Source organism: Comamonas terrae (genome assembly GCF_001544075.1).
GTDB lineage: Bacteria > Pseudomonadota > Gammaproteobacteria > Burkholderiales > Burkholderiaceae_C > Comamonas > Comamonas terrae.
Window position 1 is genome coordinate 1 of sequence record NZ_BCNT01000029.1, and the last position, 19,317, is coordinate 19,317.

General features: G+C 60.2%; 14 protein-coding genes and 1 pseudogene. 9 read left to right on the forward strand and 6 right to left on the reverse strand.

Annotated elements, in window-relative coordinates; genetic code table 11:
* Positions 1-602 (reverse strand): annotated as a pseudogene (locus tag Cte04_RS21435) (hypothetical protein); the annotation flags it as partial.
* A gap of 390 nt (positions 603-992) precedes the next feature.
* Between Cte04_RS21435 and Cte04_RS21440 the strand changes: the two are divergent.
* Positions 993-2,312 carry a nuclear transport factor 2 family protein gene (locus Cte04_RS21440; RefSeq protein ID WP_066483862.1) on the forward strand — a complete coding sequence of 440 codons (1,320 nt, stop codon included), beginning with the start codon at positions 993-995 and terminating at the stop codon, positions 2,310-2,312.
* Entirely contained in the window at positions 2,312-3,670 is a 1,359-nt protein-coding gene (locus tag Cte04_RS21445) for a L,D-transpeptidase family protein (protein ID WP_083526797.1), read from the forward strand. The genes Cte04_RS21440 and Cte04_RS21445 overlap by 1 nt, the downstream gene beginning before the upstream one ends.
* 188 nt (positions 3,671-3,858) lie before the next feature.
* Here the strand turns inward: Cte04_RS21445 and Cte04_RS21450 are convergent, their stop codons facing one another.
* On the reverse strand, positions 3,859-6,192 hold the full coding sequence (locus Cte04_RS21450; RefSeq protein ID WP_066483865.1) for a TonB-dependent receptor: 2,334 nt from the start codon (positions 6,190-6,192) through the stop codon (positions 3,859-3,861).
* Between the two features lie 95 nt (positions 6,193-6,287).
* The gene (locus Cte04_RS21455; RefSeq protein WP_066483866.1) at positions 6,288-6,659 is read right to left on the reverse strand and encodes a DUF2946 family protein; all 372 of its coding nucleotides are present in this window, start codon (positions 6,657-6,659) and stop codon (positions 6,288-6,290) included.
* A 400-nt stretch (positions 6,660-7,059) separates the two neighbouring features.
* Between Cte04_RS21455 and Cte04_RS21460 the strand changes: the two genes are divergently transcribed.
* The 3 genes from Cte04_RS21460 to Cte04_RS21470 are packed head-to-tail and all read left to right on the forward strand — an operon-like array spanning position 7,060 to position 10,752.
* On the forward strand, positions 7,060-8,022 hold the full coding sequence (locus Cte04_RS21460) for an acetoacetate decarboxylase (ADC) (protein WP_217997596.1): 963 nt from the start codon (positions 7,060-7,062) through the stop codon (positions 8,020-8,022).
* A 29-nt stretch (positions 8,023-8,051) separates the two neighbouring features.
* On the forward strand, positions 8,052-8,510 hold the full coding sequence (locus Cte04_RS21465) for a (2Fe-2S)-binding protein (protein WP_066483883.1): 459 nt from the start codon (positions 8,052-8,054) through the stop codon (positions 8,508-8,510).
* Position 8,511: 1 nt separating this feature from the next.
* The gene (locus Cte04_RS21470; protein ID WP_066483868.1) at positions 8,512-10,752 is read left to right on the forward strand and encodes a xanthine dehydrogenase family protein molybdopterin-binding subunit; all 2,241 of its coding nucleotides are present in this window, start codon (positions 8,512-8,514) and stop codon (positions 10,750-10,752) included.
* A 178-nt stretch (positions 10,753-10,930) separates the two neighbouring features.
* Here the strand turns inward: Cte04_RS21470 and Cte04_RS21475 are convergent, their stop codons facing one another.
* The 3 genes from Cte04_RS21475 to Cte04_RS21485 all read right to left on the reverse strand — a co-directional run bounded on the left by Cte04_RS21475 (position 10,931) and on the right by Cte04_RS21485 (position 14,995).
* Positions 10,931-12,499 carry a sensor domain-containing diguanylate cyclase gene (locus Cte04_RS21475; protein ID WP_083526798.1) on the reverse strand — a complete coding sequence of 523 codons (1,569 nt, stop codon included), beginning with the start codon at positions 12,497-12,499 and terminating at the stop codon, positions 10,931-10,933.
* Between the two features lie 300 nt (positions 12,500-12,799).
* Positions 12,800-14,008 carry a chromate transporter gene (locus Cte04_RS21480; RefSeq protein ID WP_066483885.1) on the reverse strand — a complete coding sequence of 403 codons (1,209 nt, stop codon included), beginning with the start codon at positions 14,006-14,008 and terminating at the stop codon, positions 12,800-12,802.
* Positions 14,009-14,032: 24 nt separating this feature from the next.
* A complete protein-coding gene (locus Cte04_RS21485) occupies positions 14,033-14,995 on the reverse strand; it encodes a chromate resistance protein ChrB domain-containing protein (RefSeq protein WP_066483869.1) in 963 nt (320 codons plus the stop codon).
* Between the two features lie 122 nt (positions 14,996-15,117).
* Here Cte04_RS21485 and Cte04_RS21490 point away from each other — a divergent pair, with 122 nt between their 5' ends.
* The 4 genes from Cte04_RS21490 (at position 15,118) to Cte04_RS21505 (ending at position 19,291) form a co-directional block, all read left to right on the forward strand.
* Entirely contained in the window at positions 15,118-15,450 is a 333-nt protein-coding gene (locus Cte04_RS21490) for an ArsR/SmtB family transcription factor (protein ID WP_066483870.1), read from the forward strand.
* A gap of 11 nt (positions 15,451-15,461) precedes the next feature.
* Positions 15,462-16,544, forward strand: coding sequence for an ACR3 family arsenite efflux transporter (arsB, locus tag Cte04_RS21495; RefSeq protein ID WP_066483871.1), 1,083 nt, complete (start codon positions 15,462-15,464; stop codon positions 16,542-16,544).
* 12 nt (positions 16,545-16,556) lie between these two features.
* Positions 16,557-16,979: an arsenate reductase (glutaredoxin) gene (arsC, locus tag Cte04_RS21500; protein WP_066483872.1), complete on the forward strand. Its 423-nt coding sequence runs from the start codon at positions 16,557-16,559 to the stop codon at positions 16,977-16,979.
* A 194-nt stretch (positions 16,980-17,173) separates the two neighbouring features.
* Complete coding sequence (locus Cte04_RS21505) at positions 17,174-19,291, forward strand: TonB-dependent receptor (protein ID WP_066483873.1); 2,118 nt, start codon at positions 17,174-17,176, stop codon at positions 19,289-19,291.
* Positions 19,292-19,317: the final 26 nt, after the last annotated feature.

The following is a 19,317-nucleotide window of genomic DNA, read 5'->3' on the forward strand; positions in this document are numbered from 1 at the left end:
TTGGTCGGATGGGTGGGATCCGTCGGTGTGGTGGGGCGTGCGGCAGGAGTCGAATCGTCGTTATTGCTGGATGACGCAATCAATGCACCGGCACCTGCACCGATCAGGCCTGCAAGCAAGAAGTCTCCTAGAACAGAGCCTCCAGCGTCTGCAGTTCCCTTGGTGACGACCAAGCCCAATGAATCGCTTTCCCCGACCGGGGCGACGTCCACGTGGCCGGAAGCCAGATCCAGCACTGTCGCTCCAGCGCCGTTATCTGCCACTGTGGCTTGCGTACCGCCGGTAAAGGTTCCTACCAAGGTCTGGCCACCTTGTCCATTGAACAGTGCCTGAGCACTGCCTTCGGCTGGAACAATGACCTTGTCTCCAATATGCAGCGCACTGCCAGCTTCTGCAGGCATGACCTCTCCCGCGCGAACAATCTGGACTCCGGAAGATGCCTGCGACAGAGTGGCGACAGCACCAGTCTTTTGTACAGCTACCGCGGCAGGAGCCGCATTCGTAGTGCCAAGCTGGGCAATGGCAACGCCGGAGGCCTTGTCTTCCAGTTGAACTGTGCCGAGTGATGCATTGCCTGCTGGCTGTGCTGATTGAGCTGTCATTTTTCTCTCCAGAGGGGTTGAGACGTCAAAGGGCAGACGATGGCCAGAGGCCGTGGAATGTGTCTGGTACCTACATCTGCAACATGCATGCCACGCCGGGTGACGGGTTATGGAGAGACGGTTTGTTTATCTAATGGTTTGTTTTTAAATGGTTTTTTCGGATTTTTGGTTTCCGCCTTGAATGTGTGTTACGGCGCGCGTTACGTAACGCTGCCGTGATTCCTGCGTTACCCCTTTCGCTCGAAGGCCGCATTTATGCAGTGAGAGCCGACGGTCCTATGGGGAATGGCTTCTGCTTATAGAATCAACAGGTTTTGGTTGCAGCTGCCGGTCCGTTGCAACAAATAAAGGCCAATTTCCCCTCATTGCCATTGCGTAGAGAGCGCCAATATGCTGATTGCATCTCGAGTCCTGCCGTCTGTGCCTGGGCACACCTATTCGCTGCTTTCCCGTTCCGTGGCAGCATTAGTCGTTGGGTGGGGCATGGCTGTCCATGGAATTTCGGCCTATGCTTCGCAAGAGGCCGTGGATGAAGTCGCGAAATTGCTGGAGCAGGGCAAGGCAGCGCAGGCAGCCAAACAGGCAGAAAGCTATCTCAAGCAAAATCCCGGTGATGTGCAAATGCGCTTCATGCAAGGAGTGATTGCGGCGGAGCAAAAGCAGAATGCGCAGGCGATCAAGGTGTTTTCCGCATTGACCCGCGACTATCCGAATCTGCCGGAGCCCTATAACAATCTGGCGGTGCTGTATGCAGCCGAAGGGCAGGAGCGAAAGGCATCCGAAGTGCTGGAACAAGCCATTCGGACCAATCCCAGCTATGCGACTGCCCATGAGAATCTGGGCGACCTGTATGCACGCATGGCAAGTGAGGCTTACTCCAAGGCCTTGCAGCTGGATAGCGGACGCCAGGCCATTCAGCCCAAATTGGCCCTTATTACGCAAATTTTTCCCAAACAGGGTGGCCAGGCAAAAGCCGTGGTTGCTCAGGCTGCTCCTGCGCAACCCCTCGCAGCTTCCGCCAAGGCTTCAGAAGTCAAGGGGACTTTGGCTACAAGCACTGAAGTCAAGCAGGTGGCTTCTGCAACTGCCAAGCAAGCGGATACAAAGCCCGCTGTGAAAGTTGCTGCCGAGACAAAACCAGCTGCGGCTGCGCCGCTTGCTGACACCAGGGCTGCGGAGGCCAAGGCTGTCAAGGTAGCGGTGGTGGAAGATGGGTCCAGAGCTTCTGCCAAGGGGGAGGCTAGCGTGAAGTCTCCAGATACGAAAGTCACGGAAGAAAAGCCCAAGCAGGCACAGGCTGCAGTGGCTGCAGCCGTTGAAAAACCGGCACAGGCCGAAAAGAAGGCAGCAGAAGCTTCCGCGAAATCCCCAGCGGCGGCGGAAGTGGAGTCGGCAGTCAAGGATTGGGCTGCTGCGTGGGCAGCACAAGACATGAATCGCTATCTGGATGCCTATAGCGAGAAATTCACGCCGGCAGATGGCAGCAGCTTGGCCAAGTGGAAAGAGACCCGCCGGCTGCGTATTGTCGGAAAGTCGTCGATTTCTGTTTCCTTGCGTGATCTCAAGGTATCTGTCGATGGCGACAAAGCCACGGCCCAGTTCCGTCAGTACTATGCGGCTGGCGCCCTGAAATCCACTACCAGGAAGACCTTGAAGCTGCAGCGTGAGAAAGGGCACTGGCGCATCACGCATGAAGGAACCGGGGCCTGATGACTGATCGTACAGACCATCTGCCACGATATTCCGGCAGATGGGGGCTGCGCACCATGTTTTCCTGCAAGTCGTCCCATGCATTTGTTGCCGCCACAGCTGCGGTTGCGCTGGGTAGCGCATTACTTTGCTCGCAGGTGCATGCCAAGGTAGCCAAGGAGAAGCCCAAATCCAGGCCTGCTGCAGTGCAACCGGCTGTACCCAACAAGGCGGAGGCCCGGCTCCTGGAAATTATCCAATTGGTAGAGCGGCAGAACTTGGATGGCGCATTGAAGGCGGCGGCAGATCTGACGGCCGAAGTGCCTCATTTCCGCGCGGCGCAATTGGTGTATGCGGATCTGCTGCGCTTCAAGACCGGGCGGATGGGTGCAGCCATCGCTGCACCGAGCCCTGCTGGCGGAGTGCTGGTCAAGCACAATCCGGCTGCCGATGTGAAGCAGGCCGGCATGACTGCCGAACTGCAGGAGCATCTGAATGGCTTGCAGGATGAACTCAGGCGCCGTGTCCATGCGGCAAGCAGCCTGCCGGCCGCAGGCAGTGTTCCCAGCGAGTTCCTGGCGTTGGGAGGCTCGGTTCGGCGTGCTATTGCAATTGATGCCAGCAAGTCCCGGCTATACCTGTTTGCGAACGAAGGTGGGCATTTGCGCCTGATCGGGAACTTCTATGTCTCCGTTGGCAAGCTGGGTGTGGGCAAAACCGAGGAGGGCGATCAGAGGACACCACAGGGTGTTTATTTCATCGGACGCCAGATTCCTGGCATGAAGCTGCCGGATTTCTACGGCAAGGGCGCCCTGACCGTCAACTATCCGAACGATTGGGACAAAGCTGCTGGCCGCTCAGGCAGCGGCATCTGGCTGCATGGTGCTCCGCCCGACCAGTTTGCACGCATTCCCGAAGCCAGCGATGGCTGCGTGGTGCTTGCCAATCCGGATCTGACTTTCCTCATGCAGTCCGTGGACCCTCAGACTCCCGTGCTGATCCGCGACAAACTGCAGTGGACCGTGTCCGGGGATCCTATGCAGCTGAAGGCCGCAGCATCGTTTGCCCAGGTGCTGACCGAGTGGAAAAATGCCTGGGCCAGCGCAGATCGGAGCAAGCTTGCCGATCTGTATGCGGCGGATTTCATATCCTCCGGTATCAAGCAGACGGCTCAGGAGCGTTTGTCGGCGTATTTCAATGGCTCTGGAGCTTCCCTGCAGGAGTTTTCGGTATACGCATGGAAAGATGCCAAGGGTGAAATCCGGATCGTTAATCTGAAGGCCGGCAGCAAGGCATTTGCCGAGGGGCTGCCCTTGCGTCAGTATTGGCGCAAAGTAGGCAATCGCTGGAAGCTCTTCTCAGAAGAAGTCATTGGCTGAGACAGGAGCGTTTCCGCACACAGACCCGGGGCGGACGCTTGCCGGGGCCTGGCAAAAACGTCCCGATGCACAAGGCCGCGGGGCGTCTTTGCGACTCAATGCCATTCGGTCGGATGCTTGTCAAGCAAGGCGTTCGCAACTTTCCTTGGCGCTCTCTGATTGCTGCCGGCGGTGTCAGCGAGCACCTCTCAAAGGTCCCATTTCAGCGATGCCGTATATGTCCGCTGAGGGTAAGGGTGGAAGTTCCAATATCGGTAATTGTTGGCATTGTCGATGCCAAAGCTTGCCGACCACTGGCGGTCAATCTGGTAGCGTACACGCAGATCCACAGTGAAATACCTGCTGGCACCAAAGTAGGTGGACGCATTCACATCGCTGTTGTCGAGGTTGGAGAATTGCTTCCCGCTGTAGCGGGCAGCCACGGTGAAGGCCCAGTGGTCGTCAGGCGCATAGCTTGTCCATGCGGTGGCACGCCAGCGCGGCACGCGCGGCTGCCATTTGCCCACGGCCTGGGGGTAGGCCGCATCGGCCACAGTCTTCGAGTTGGCATAGGTCAAGCTGCCGCCCATGTCCACGCCCCGCAGTCCCCAGTTTTTGAAGACATTGCTTCCGTTGTAGGCCAGCTCCACCCCGGTGGTGCGCATCTTGTCCACGTTCTGCACGCGTGAGGTCGTGGTGTTCGGGATGAGCTGGCTGTAGAGTGCATCAAGCGTTGTCTCATGGAACAGCGTGGCGCGGGCCAGGCCGGTGCCAAGATCTTTTTCCAGGCTCAATTCGCCTGTCCAGGACTTTTCGGGTTTGAGCGTCGGATCGTTGATGAAGGAGAGCGCCCCGCCGTTGGTCGCGCCGTACAGCTCTCCTACGGTGGGAAAGCGTACGGCGCGGCCCAACGAGGCCTTGAGCACCGTGTCGCTGCTCCACTGGTAAGCCAAGGCGGCCTTGGGCGAAAAGTGCGATTCGCTACGGCCGGGATAGCTTTGCCGGCTGGCAGCGGTCGCTGTGTAGCCGTCGCGGGCTTGCCAGTCTTCCCAGCGCATACCCAGCACAGTCTTCCACTGAGAGGAGATGCGCCAGGTGTCTTGGGCCCAGGCACTGGTAGTTTGCGTGCGCCCGCCCACATTGCTAACCAGTGATTGCGGATTCATATTTCCGCTCATCCAGTCGCCGGTCACGTTGCTCTTCGCGATGGCGAGCTTATAGCGGTCATGCCCGATGCCGAAGTCCACGATATGCGCACCCTGCATTCCCCCGGGGCGCCAAGTCCCCTTGGCTGCCAGGGTGCTCCAGCCCGTCCCGTTCTGGTCCTGCAATGTTCCGGCCCCACCGGTGGCTGCCCACGGCAATGCGGCCGTGGGGGCTCGCTGCTGATCTTTAAGGTAGTCGAACATACTGGCGGCTATTTCCCAGTCGAAGGTTCCCCGGGGGCTGTTCTTGAGCGACAGGCCGTGCATCACGTGAGTCTGGGCGTCATTGGCGAGAGGGAAAGTCGCAGGGACCAGCGTATAGGTGCGGCCCTGGATGTTGATGTTGCCGCTGTATACGGGCTGCCCGTCAGGGCCAGCCAGGTAGCTTTGCGAGCGAGCGTGACCTGCGTTCTGCCACCATCCCAGTGTGTACGTGGCTCGCAATGTCGGCGAGAAGTCGTAGGCGAGCCTGAGCTTGGCCTGATCCTGTATCGAGTGGTATTGGGTGCCGGTGCCCAGGATGTACCAGGGCTGGTTGGTGGTGTTGAGGCTCGGCACATAGCCGGTCACGGGGGTGCTTACCCCGCCTGTACGCCTCGATGCCTGGGTTGCCGTGGCGAAGGTCAGCGGCTGGCCTTTGTTGTCGCTGTGGTTCAGGCTCAGCCACCAAGACCAATCCCCTGTCTTGCTGCCCAGGCTGGCACTGGTCTGCCAGCTGTTGAAGGTCTGATGTGTGTTGTAGAGATTGTTGGGTTGTGAAGAGTAGCCTGCACTCACATGTGCCTCCAACTTCGTCGGCATGCGCGTGACGTAGTCCACCACGGCGCCGGCGGAATTGCCGGGATAAGCTGCGGAAAACGGCCCATACATCACATCGACGCGTTCGACCTCCTCAGGGCTGACCATGCCCCAGCGAGGTGCGTAGTTGGTGCCGTTGGCGATGCCGTTGCCCAGATAGTTGGAAAGGAGGATGCCGTCCGCATACACGGCCGAACGGGCGCTGTTGCCGGTGCCCGAAGCCCGCGTGGAAAGAACGGCGTGGTTGTAGTCGCCGTTGTAGCGCTTGCGCACCAGCAGGCTGGGCAGGTATTTGAGGACATCCTCGCTGTCGGTGGCATTGATGCGCACATCGATTTCTTCGCGCGTGACACCCTCGATCGTGGTCGGTATCTGCGTGGGCAGCGATGTGGGTTGCCCGCCGGTGACGGTTACCACGCCCAGGGACTTGATGCGTTCCGGGGCATCTTCGGCCGGGCCTGCCTGCTGGGCGTGGATAGAGAAGGAAAAGAGCAAGATGGCCGCAGCGCCAGGCGCATGCGACAGCACGGGGTGTTTCATGGGTAAAGCCTCTGGGCCCTGGGGCCATCGATCTGCAATGACATGCGCAGCCGCATCTACGCAGGACACGGAGCGCCAATGGTTTCAATGGCAAATCAGAGCAGAGGCGGGCCGCGCGCCGGCAAAGGCGCGGCGGTGATTGCCGCTATGCGGGCGGCGGGAATGGTTTGCAGCAGGTAGCTCAAGGGCTGTGGCAGCGGGGGCCGCAGTCCGGGCTCTACAGGGGGCGGGGCGCCCTGCAACATGCACATCGGGCAGTCGAAATGTGCAGCGCCCAGCTCCTGAACACCTTCATCGGTCCTGACCACGGTCTTTATCGTGCCAGCACTGGAGCACACCAGTTCAATCTCGGAGGGATTCACGAGGGGAGAGGCTGCCGCCGCCCCCAGGGACACAAGGAACCATAGCAACACCATGCGGCCCAGGAGGCCGATGCTTCGCAGGCGAAGATGGTGAAGCGCGGGCATGGTGCAGGATTATCAATGGAAAGCCCGATGAAAGGATGTGGCCGATAGGCGCTTGACTTTGAAGTCAACTTCAATCTTAGAGTCTTGCCGTCATCAAGCAGGATTGCATCATGAAGGTGTTCGCAGCGCTTCAACTTTCCAAGGGTTCCGCTATTCCGATCCAGAAATTGAGCCCCTTGCACGTGGCGGAGCAAGTGGTCAACGGTGGCTGGTACGACCCACATGGTGGCAGCGATTTTTCGCTGGCAAGCTCCGCCGGGCGACGAAACCCAAAGGGGATCCCTTTGGGGCGGGTGATCTTGCAGCAGACGCCCAACGCACCGGGTGTTCGCCGGCACCCGCGTCGGAGAGCGGTACGTGCCAGTGCTGACAGACGCTGGTAATCGACGGAGAGCACATCATGACCATTCATTCACGTATCTCTACGGACTTTGCAGCACCGGCAGTACCTCGTGCAACGCTACCCGACTCACAGATGGCTACGATCAGCCTTGCTGGCCTGGCCGTCCCTGTGGTGAAGGGTGGGCTTTATGACCGCTATCGTTCCAATCCACCGCTGTCCGCCATTGCAGCAGAAGATCCCGATATAGACCTGAGTTGGTTCCGGCAGATCGGAAAGGAGAAGGTGGATATGGGATTCGAATCCTTCTCTCCGAACTTCTATTACCGGAGCAGGCGGATCACGGCCGTTTTCACGGCAGACCTGCAGAGACTGCAGGATCTCATGCCTTCCAAGGTTTTGGAGGCAGTCCATCCTCTGCGGATCTGGCCAGGTCGTGGCTTGGTGGCTCTGACCGCCTATGCCTATGATTGTTGTGACAATGACAGCTACAACGAAATCGGCCTGTCTGTCATTACCAGCAGGCCCGGTTCGACCGGTCGGGGGCCCTTTGCCTTGTTGAGCCAATCGCTGTCGAGTGACTTATGGGGCTATGTGCTCCAGCTTCCCGTGAATACGGAGCTGGCCAGGGTCCGAGGTGTCGTGGGCTACAACCTGCCGAAATGGCGAACGGACATCAGGTACCGGGAGACGGAGAAATCGGTGATCGCCGAGATATTCGACAGCGAAACAAGTAGGATCGACGTCATGTTCGAAGGCAGGAAGCTGGGCCGTCTTTCCAACAGGGGTTCGCTGGTCACGAACAGCTTCACCAATCTCGATCATCAGGGGCAGCTGACGACCGGCCATGCGATATCTCGCCAGTTCGGTCATGCCAGCAGTTCGCATGCCGATTCGGTGAAAATCCACCTGACGGAGGGCGGCCTGTCGGCATACATCAAGGCTTTGAAGCTTGGGAGGCTGGTCAGGTATGAATACGTGCCGCTCTTTCAGAGCGCGCTGTACGCTCCCCGGCCACTGTGACAGCTCGCCACCGGACCAAGGAGGTTTCCATGCATTTGAACGTCGATGGCAAGCGGTACGAACTTGATGTCGAAGCCGAGATGCCGCTGTTATGGGTTCTGCGGGACGAACTCCACATCACCGGGCCGAAGTATGGCTGCGGCATCGCCATGTGCGGTGCCTGCACGGTCCACGTCGATGGCGCCGCAGTGCGATCTTGTTCATTGCCCGTCGGGCAGGTGCAGGGCCGGGTGACGACCATCGAAGGGCTCGGCACCCCCGATGCCCTGCATGCAGTCCAAAAGGCCTGGATAGAGCACCAAGTGGCGCAGTGTGGCTACTGCCAGCCCGGCCAGATCATGGCGGCAGCCACCTTGCTCGCAATCAATCCGGCTCCCTCGGAGGCCGAGATAGACACTGCGATGTCGGGCAACCTCTGCCGCTGCGGTACCTATCCGCGCATTCGTGAAGCGGTAAAGGCCGCCGCGCACAACTTGAAGAAGGCCTGACATGGGCAAGCTTGCCAACGCGGCTCGCCGCACCTTTCTGGTCAGCTCGGTTGCCATTGCCGGTGGCGTGGCTTTTGGTACCTATCTGGTACGCAAAACGCCGGCCAATCCCTTGCTTGCAGATCGAGGCGAGGGCCGGGCCGTATTCAATCCATGGGTCAAGATCGACGCCCGAGGCATCACGCTCATCGCTCCCCATACCGACTTGGGCCAGGGCGTGCGTTCGGTCCAGGCGGCCCTCATTGCCGAAGAGCTTGACCTGGATTGGGGGCAGTTCACCGTCGAGCCCGGTGTTCCGAGCGCTGCTTACTACAACACGGCCCTTTCCGGCGAGCAGGTGCCTTTCATGTCCTCCGACACCAGCACCTCCGCAGAAGCCGCGAGGTTGGCCCTGGGGGCTTTGTTCAAGGTGCTTGGGCTGCAGCTGACCGGTGGCTCGAGCACTGTGCCTGACAGTTTCACCAAGCTGCGCAGAGCCGGCGCCATTGCGCGCGAAACGCTCAAGGCCGCGGCATCCCGGCATAGCGGTGTGCCCGTGGCGCAGCTGAGAACGGAGAAAGGTGCGGTCGTACTGCCCGATGGCCAGCGTCTGGACTATACCGATCTGGCACGCGAGGCAAGTACCATCGAGCCCGTGCAGGACGTCACGCTGCGCGATCCTGCGCAATGGCGCTTGATCGGCAGGCCAATGCAGCGGCTGGACATTGTTCCCAAATCCACCGGTACGCTGACCTTCGGCATCGACATTCGCATGGATGGCATGCTGCATGCCGCCGTGAAAGTCAATCCGCGCAAGGGCGGCAAGATGAACAGCTATGACGCCCAAGCAGCCACAGGCATGCGAGGTGTAAGCAAGATCGTACCCTTGGCCAATGGCGTGGCCGTGATCGCCGACAACACCTGGCGAGCCTTTCGGGCGGCCGACGCGATCGTGTTCGACTGGGGTCAGGCCCCTTATCCGGCAGAACAGGATGACCATTGGCGTGCCGTCGCTGAGTCGTTTGTCGCGGAGCGCCTCGACAAGGAATGGCGCAATGATGGCGAAATGGAGAAGGCTCTGGGCGGCGATGTCCTCAGCGCCGAATACCGGGCCCCTTATCTGGCCCACGCGCCGCTGGAGCCTCTTTCCGCTGTCGCCAGGGTCGCGCCCGAACGGGTGGATATCTGGGTTGGCACCCAGGTGCCGCGTTTTGCGCAGGAAAGGGTCGCCAGAATCACCGGCGTGGCAGTGGAAAAAGTGCATTTGCACAACCAATACTGCGGAGGCAGCTTTGGCCATCGTCTCGAGACCGAGCATATTGCCCTCGCCGCCGAAGTGGCCAGGCAGGTGCCTGGCGTGCCCATCCAGCTGACTTTCAGTCGCGAGGACGATTTCGCGCAGGATTTCCCGCGCCAGATCTCGATGAGCCGCGCGAGCGGCTGCGTGAAGGACGGCAAGGTGGAGGCATACGCCCTGGACATTGCCTCGGTTTCCGCCAGCGCCTCGCAGATGAAGCGCCTGGGGCAACCGATGCCTGGGCCGGACGGGCAGATTCCTGCCGGTGCCTGGAACCTGCCCTATGCGCTGCCGCACTTTCGCATGCGGGCCTACCGTGTACCCGAACTGGTACCCACGAGTTCATGGCGCTCGGTCGGCGCCTCGTCTGCCGGCTTCTTTGCCGACGGATTTCTCGACGAGTTGATCCATGCAGCGGGCGGTGATCCCATGCAGGAGCGCTTGCGCCTCGCACGGGACGCCGTGGCGCGCAAGGTGCTGGAGGCTGTGGCGGAAATGTCGGAGTGGAAGGGGGCCAAGCTGGGTGCGGGGCGTGGCCGCGGTGTGGCCCTCGTCGAGTCGTTCGGCGTGCCTTGCGCCGAGGTGGTCGAGGTCACGCAGACACCAAGCGGAATGCGTATCGACAAAGTGTGGGTGGCGCTGGATGTCGGCAAGATCGTCGATCCTGTCAATTTCGACAACCAGGTCAAGGGTGGCGTCGTCTGGGGCCTGGGCCATGCAATGAACTGCGAGCTTACCTATGCCGATGGCAAGGCGCAGCAGACAAATTTCCATGCGTACCAGGGCCTGAGGCTATACCAGTGTCCCGAGATCGAAGTGCGTGGTTTGGAAAATGGAGCCCAGGTCCGCGGTGCTGGCGAGCCCCCGGTGCCGCCGGCGGCGCCGGCGCTTGCGAACGCCATTTTTGCAGCGACTGGCTTGCGCTTGCGCGAGATGCCGTTCAACAAGCACATTGGCTTTGCCTAGGTGCAACCCGTAAATGGACCGGGATGGCCAGGCCACGAAGATTTTTTGTGCCGTTGAACCGATTGAGTTCCTGGACACGGGGTGACACTTGAATGGCTGCGAAAGCAGGACTGCCGACACCGGATTCTTCCCTGTCCGTGCAAGCCATTGATGAAGGTGGAGCCCGGTACCTCCGGGTTCAGAATTCTGCTCGATTGCGCCCCGCAGTCTTGGCACGATACAACGCGCGATCCGCCGCTTCGACCAACTCCTCGGGTTCTTGCCGGCTCTGCAAGCTCGCGACTCCTATGCTGGCAGTGACGCAGCCGAAAGAGCTGGCCTTGTGGGCGATGCCCAGCTCCCGTATGCGTGCCAAGAGCTGTCTCGCAACCTGCATGGCTCCTTCTGCCGGGGTGGACGGAAGAACGAGGGCCAGCTCCTCCCCGCCATATCTGGCAGCAAGGTCTCCCGGGCGTTTGGCGGAGAGCGCCAGCTGGCGCGAAACCGCCTTCAGGCATTCGTCGCCCGCGACATGGCCGTAGTGATCGTTGAAACCCTTGAAACAGTCCAGGTCAATGAGCAAAAGCGACAGCGGCGTTGCTTCACGCGCGGCGCGCTTGGTTTCCCGCTTCAGTACGTCGTCAAAACGGCGTCGATTTGCCAATCCTGTAAGGGGGTCCTGCGTTGCCAACTGCTCCAGCTGGTAGTTGGCTTCGAGCAGTTTCTCGCGTGCGGCAACGAGTGACGATTCAGCCTGCGCGCGCAGCCTTATGACCAGAATCAGGCGCCAGCCTATGACAGTGATCAATGCAAGCAGACTCGACACGACAGTGGCGGTCAGAAGGGCATGGCGTCGCCATGCGCGTAATGCCTCGTCTCTGCCCTGCGCTACGGTGATGAATATCGGATAACGATCATTGCTCCTGAAGGCATAAAGCCTTTCGGTTCCGTCGATGCTGGATTCGAAGGAGGCCGTACCAAATTTCAAGCTGGGATAGTGGCGCAGGAAATTGGGTGAGCGCGAGAAATCACGCCCAAGATCCTGCTCGCGGAATGGATGCCGGACTAAGAGCAGACCACCGGTGGTCGCCAGTGCAATCACTCCATGTTCGCCGATGTCTATCTTCCCGAACAGGCGCAAGAAATTCTCTATGCCCAGTGTCGCAACAATGACCCCGCCGAAGCGTCCCTGCCCATCCTTGAAGCGACGGCTCACGGTAATTACCCATTCGCCCGTGGACCGGCTACGTATGGGCGCGCCGATAAAGACATTGTCAGAGGCATCTTCGCGGTGATGCAGGAAATAGCTGCGGTCAGCGCTGCTTGTGCCTGTGGGAAACCTGCCTTTGGAAGACATCAGCCATTTGCCGCGAGCGTCAACCACGAGCAGTTCGTTAAGCTGGTTGAGAAGGCTTTCCTGTCGATTGACGAGCTGCTGTATGCGTTGCAAATGCTCTGGTGCAACCCCTTCGGCTTCCAGGCGCTCGGCCATCCCCAGCAGCAGCATGGAACTCTGGGTGAGGACCCCTTCCGCATAAGTGTTCAGTGTCTGTGCCAGATTGCGGTTGTTGGTGTCGATTTCAGCCAGGGTACGCTGGCGCGCCGTCCAGATCTGCCAGCAGGTAGCAGCCAGTACGGAAAGGACGACCACCACCAGCAGGTAGGCTGCTAGCTGGGCATCGTGCTTTGCTGCCAATATCTTGCGGATACTGCTTCGAATTTCTCCGCATAGGGAATGGTCTTCCGCCTTCCCCTCCCCAAAGGACATGTTCTAGTTCTCCTGATCATCAATCCAGCGTGAACGGTTCTTTGGTCTCGCCGTGGTTAAGCCCTCTTGCTGTCGAGTGTGGATGGGGCTGACGAAATTCTCCTCCATCTTCAGAAAACCTGTCGCATGCCGGGCCCGGTCCCGGCGGCCAGGGAGCAGCACGAAAAAGTGGGATCTTTCCGGCAGAGTGATGCCTGATATCAATCATCCTGATACGTCGGGCAGGGAGCCACTGTCCAACCGCCTGAAGTCGTCCGAGGGGAGCGCCTGTGCTGCGTTCGACAGAGGCAGACGTATGCGTTATGGCCGGCTGTGCATGACGAGCGGGTGCACGATCAGCCCGATGAGTGCCGCTGTCACCACGACCACTGGCTCGGGAATCTTCTTGAAGCGCCACAGAATGGCTGCTGTGCCAGTCGTCAATGCGGCAGTGATCCCATCGGAGATGGAACGCTGGCCAATGACAATTACCGCTCCTGCGATGGAGCCGATGGCAGCGGCCGTGACGCCATCCACAAACGCGATGACGTCCGGGCGCTTGCCGTATTTCTTGAAGTACGGTGCAGGGATCACCGTGAACAGGTAGCAGGGTACGAAAGTGGCTAACGCTGCCACCACTGCCCCCCAGAAGCCACTGACCAGGTAGCCGATGAAGCCCGTGGTGATCACCACCGGACCCGGCGTGATCATGGCCACGGCCACCGCATCCACGAACTGCCGTTCGGACAGCCAGCCGTATTCCTTGACGACGCCACCGTAGAGAAAGGGTACGATCGCCAGGCCGCTGCCGAAGACGAAACTGCCCGCATAGGCGAAGTACAGGCCGATCTGCTTGAGCCTGGTCCAGTCGACGGTACCGAGTGCGAACAGCCCCGCCAGATGCACTGTAACGCTGTTGATGTCACGCTTGCGTACCAGCCAGGCCGGAGGCGCCCGCCAGAACCACACCAGCATGCCCGCGCCGAGGAAGAGCCAGACTTCTTCCGACTTGGTGATCACGGTGATGGATGCGCTGGCCAGAAAGATGGGCCACAGCAGCTTGTCCTTGCCGATGCTCTTGTTCGCCAGCTTGTAGGCGCTCAGGGCGATGATGCCTGTCACGGCAGCGCCAACGCCATAGAACACCGACTGCATCCAGCCGATGCCGCCGTAAGCCACGTAAGCTGCACCAAGCGCCACGACCATGCAGAAGGACGGCAGCACAAAGGCTATCCCGACCAGGGAAGCACCCAGAAACCGATAGTGGACATAGCCGAGGTAGATTGCCAGCTGTGCGGCCAGGGGCCCCGGCATCAGCTGAGCCAGGGCCAACCCCTCCTTGTAGTCGGCATCGGTGATCCATTGGCGCTTTTCCACCAAGTCGCGGTACATGTAGCCCGCCAGTGCAACTGGGCCGCCGAAGCCCCAGGTGCCCAGGGCGAGCATGTAGCGCACAAGTTGCCAGAGCGTGTAGCCAGGCGCGTTTGCCGCGTTGGTGGCGGCTACTGCCGTTGTACCGGGGTCGTTCATGTTCATCTCCGGAGTGCTTGGAGGTTACGGTTTGCGTGGGGTGGAAAAATGTGCGTGCAGCGAATCCAGCACTCCGCCAATGTCTGCAAGGAGCGAGTCGTCGTCAGGCCAGCGCTTTCTAGCACCGGCCAGCACGGCTTCGAACCCCGCAGCCTCGGCGGTGGGCGTGCCACCCACATCCAGCGCATGCACCATCGCGCCGAGCTGCGCCAGGCCACGGTCGCCTTCCAAGCCAAAGCTCGCCAGCAGGACCTCGAACGTCACACGCTCGCCGATGTGCGAAAAGGTTGCGCCGTCGAAGTCGAAGCCCAGTGCCTCGGGCGGGCAGTCGGCAGGGTCGTCCAGCCACAGAAAGCATGCATGTGGGTCGATGAAGCGCTGGATCAGCCAGGCGCTGGCCACGCGGTCTACCCAGAGGTTTCGGCGCGTTGCCCAGCGCCGTCCCTGATACTGCATGCGATCCCGCCTGGCAATGCTTCCGGTAGTTGCCAGGGGCTCGCCAGGCGATTGCATCGTGGCGACGGCGTTGACGAAGTCGCGCCATTGGGCCTGGGCGCGTATTGAAATTTCACCGGGAAAGAAGTCGATCTTGCGGATGGCGTCATAGGCACGGGCTTGCCGACGCTCCAGGCGGTTGAGCTCGGTCGAGCCAAGGCTGGACAGTGTTTTGCGTGCCGCGGCCAAGTCCAGCAGCCATTGGGCGTAGTCTTTGGTGCGGTCAAACAAAGCCTGGTAGGCGGCTTGGTCGGCCATGTTCCTCGCTTGGACATGCAGCAGCCAGGCTTGGCCTCCCTCTTGCTGGACCTCATCTGCCAGGGACTGCAGTTGCGTTGCCTGTTCGGCCTTTTCAGGGAGCAGGTAGGCTCCGTCACGCAAGGCGGCGCAGCCCAGGCTCTTGACGGCACGCCAGATCCGCATGCGCGGTGTGGCACTTGAGGCTGGAAGACTGATGATCAGAGCCAGCCAGGAGTTGGAGATGAGCGTCATGGAAAAAGCTTAGGTTTTTGTCGCGCTTGCTGCAATGCTGTAGCTGCCACTACAAAAGTCCGTCATAGAGAACGATTGCGTTTCTGGATACAATTATTCAAATAATCTTGTATTATTGAATAATGAAAGAAGATCAGGCTGTATGTGCTTTAAGCGCTCTTGCGCATACCCAGCGCTTGCGCGCATTTCGGGCCCTGGTGGTGGCCGGCCCCCAAGGGCTGACTCCCAGCGTGATGGCCGAGCAGCTTGATGTGGCCCGCAACGCGCTGTCTTTCCATTTGAAGGAACTGGCCCATGGAGGGCTGGTCACGGTGGAGCAGCAGGGGCGCAACTTGATCTATCGCGCTGATTTCATGCAGATGAACGGCTTGCTTGCTTATCTGACCGAGCATTGCTGCCAGGGCGGCGCATGCGAAGTCACGGGCCCTGCCCATATCTCCCGTTCTTGCTGCTGATGCCAATTCCTATGACACAAGCTGCAACCGCAAGCTGCACGCCGGGCGTGCCCTCGATGAATGCCTTCGAGCGCTATCTGACACTGTGGGTATTTGTATGCATCGTGCTGGGCGTTGCTCTGGGCCAGTTCTTCCCCCGCATGTTCCAGGCCGTCGCGCGATGGGAAGTTGCGCAAGTCAATCTTCCGGTCGGCGTCCTGATCTGGGTGATGATCGTCCCGATGCTCCTCAAGGTGGACTTCGGCGCGCTGGGCCTGGTCAGGCAGCACTGGCGCGGCATTGGCGTGACGCTGTTCATCAATTGGGCCGTCAAGCCGTTTTCCATGGCCATCCTGGGCTGGCTGTTCATTCGGCATGTCTTTGCACCGTGGCTGCCTGCTGGTCAACTGAATAACTATATCGCCGGCTTGATCCTGCTGGCGGCTGCGCCTTGCACGGCCATGGTATTCGTCTGGAGCCGGTTGACGGGAGGCGACCCTGTGTTCACTCTGTCTCAGGTTGCGCTGAACGATGCCATCATGGTGTTCGCTTATGCTCCCATCGTGGGCTTGCTGCTGGGCCTGTCATCCATCGCCGTGCCCTGGAGTACGCTGCTGGTGTCGGTGGTGTTGTATATCGTGGTTCCGGTCGTCCTGTCCCAGTTCTGGCGCCGCGCATTGCTGAACCGGGGGAAAACGGCCTTCGAGGCCGCACTGTCCCGCATGGGGCCGCTGTCCATGGCTGCGCTGCTGCTGACATTGGTGCTGCTGTTCGCATTTCAGGGCGAAACCATCCTGAAGCAGCCTCTGGTGATCGCCATGCTGGCGGTGCCCATTCTTATCCAGGTACTCTTCAATTCCGGCCTGGCCTATTGGCTCAATCGTCGTGCAGGCGAGCAGCACAGCATTGCCTGCCCGTCGGCATTGATTGGCGCCTCCAACTTTTTCGAGCTGGCCGTGGCTACAGCCATCAGCCTGTTTGGCTTTCACTCCGGTGCAGCGTTGGCCACGGTAGTCGGCGTGCTGATAGAAGTTCCGCTGATGCTGCTGATTGTGCGTTGGGTCAACCGTAGCAGGAGCTGGTACGAGCGCAGTTCGACGGCCATTGACCAATAAAGCCTTTCCGCCATGAGCAACATCACGATCTATCACAACCCCGCCTGTGGCACCTCGCGCAACGTGCTCGGCATGATCCGAAACAGCGGTGAAGAGCCTACGGTCATTGAATATCTGAAAACTCCGCCTGACCGCGATACGCTGAAGCGGCTGATCTCCGCCATGGGTGTCCCTGTGCGCGCGGTACTGCGCGAAAAAGGCACTCCTTATGCCGACCTGGGCCTGGACGACCCCCAGTGGACCGATGAACAACTGATCGACTTCATGCTTCAGCATCCCATCCTCATCAATCGGCCCATCGTGGTCACGCCGCTTGCCACGCGGCTGTGCCGGCCATCGGAGCTCGTACTGGCCATACTTCCGCAAGCTCAGCGCGGAGCATTCTGCAAGGAAGATGGCGAAGTCGTCGTGAATGCCGAAGGGCAACGTGCCTGAGCCGGTGTCCTGACTTGCTGTGCTGCAAACAAGATATTTCTGGAGCGTAAAGTTGATGTAAAAACGAGATTGATTCTTGTTTAATATTCATGTGCTCCAGCGGAGCAGATCAGGTTTTAGCCACTTGACGCCAGAACAGCCCTCCTGGCAGACCCAGCCAAGCCCCGTCAAAAACTTCATATAACGAGGCATTCATGGCATTGAGGTATACGCCGCTGGCAGCGGCATTGGGTCTGGCATTTTCCGGCGCCGCCGTGGCGCAGCAGGCGGCCGAGGTCACGCTGCAGGAAGTCCAGGTCCGCAGCGACAGAGAGGTGGAGCCCAGCTACAACCCACCCACGGCCACTAGCGCAACCAAGGTCGAAGCGCCGCTGCGCGATATTCCCCAGATCGTGAATGTGGTCCCGCAGAGCCTGCTGCGCGACCAGGTGGTGCAATCCATGCAGGATGCACTCAAGATGGTGCCTGGCGTGGGGCTTTCCCATGGCGATGGGCAGCGCGACCAGGTCACCATTCGCGGCTTCTCGGCCATTGCCGACCAATTCGTGGATGGCTTGCGCGACGACGCGCTGTATTTCCGCGATCTGTCCAACATCGAGCAGATCGAAGTGCTCAAAGGCCCGGCCTCGGTGCTCTACGGCCGCGGCTCCTCGGGTGGCCTGATCAACCGCATCACCAAGAAGCCCGGCATCAACCTCAGCGAAGTGGGCTTGACGCTGGGCAGCTGGAACCAGCGCCGCGGAGATTTCGACCTGGCGCGTGCGCCAGAGGACAGCCGTTTTGCCTTCCGCATCACCGGTGCATTGGAGCGTGCGGACAGTTACCGCGACCAGCAGTTCCTGGACCGCGATGCGCTGGCGGCTTCGCTGTTGTTCAAAGCCAGTGCCGACACCAATGTTCTGCTACAGATGGATCATCTGAAAGATCGCCGCCTGACCGACTTTGGCATTCCAGCACTCAACGGACGACCGCTCGACGTTCCGGCAGTTGCCTACTACGGCGCAGCGAATGCCCGGGACGTGGACTTCAACCAGTCCAGGGTCGATTCGGTCGGCCTTACATTGAATCACCGCTTCAACGAAAGTCTGGCACTGCGCAACGCCTTTCGTTACTACACCTATTCGCTGGACCGCAACAACACGCTGACGCGTAGCGTGAACGAGAAAAAACTCTCGTTCACGCTCAACCACGGCAATGTCTACCGTGATGAACATGGATGGTTCAACCAGACAGAACTGACACAAAAGGCGAAATTCCTGGGCATGAAGCACCAGTTGCTGTACGGCATGGAAGTGGGGCAGCAGAACAAGAATCTGGTGAATTACTCGGCGCCCGTGACCGACGCCACCGGCAGGATCCGAGACTTTGCACTGTTCAATCCCGTGCTCCCGACCCTGCCCCTGAGCACTTCCCGTGTTCCCGGCGCGGATAACCTTGGTACCTTCAAGACCCTGGCGTTTTATACCCAGGATATGATCGAGCTGAGCCCGAAGTGGAAGGTCCTGGCCGGCCTGCGCTACGACCGTTTCGAGCAGGAAACCTATGACCGCCTGCCCGGCCGGTCGAACCTGGGCCGCACGGACTCCACCTGGAGTCCGCGCGCCGGCCTGGTCTACCAGCCCTCGGGCACCTGGTCGTACTACGCTTCCTGGAGCAAGTCCTTCCAGCCGTCGGGTGAGGCTTTCTCGCTGGCTGCCAACAATGCGCAAATCGCGCCGGAAAAGACTACCAACCAGGAAGTTGGCGTCAAATGGGACATGCCGGACGGCAAGTCCTCGTTCACTGCCTCGCTGTTCCAGCTGGAGCGCACCAATATCAAGAGCACCGACCCTGTGAGCAATACCTTGGTCCCTCTGGGCGTGCAGCGTACCCGGGGCCTGGAGCTGACCTTTGCCGGCGAGGTCGCGCCGAGCTGGCAGCTATGGGCTGGCTATGCCTACCTGGATGGCGAGATGACCACGTCGCCCGCGGTTGACGCCGGCCAGCCGGTGCAAGGCAAGCGGCCCACGCTGACGCCCAGGCACAGCGCCAACCTGTGGCTGACCAAGGCGCTGGGCAATGGTTTCGGCGTGGGCGGTGGCCTGAACTATGTCGGTGCTCGCTTCGCCAATCCCGGCAACACCGTCACCTTGCCCGGCTACACCACCGTGGACGCCATGGCCTACTACCGCATGGGCCCCTGGGATGTGCAGCTCAAGCTCAACAACCTGCTGGACCGCCGCTACATCGTGGCGGGCCATGGCAGCTCGCCCAATCTGAATCTGCCGGGAGCCTCGCGCTCGGCCCAGGTCGTGGCGCGTTACCGATTCTGAGGCGGCAGGTTGTTGCTGGCACTTGT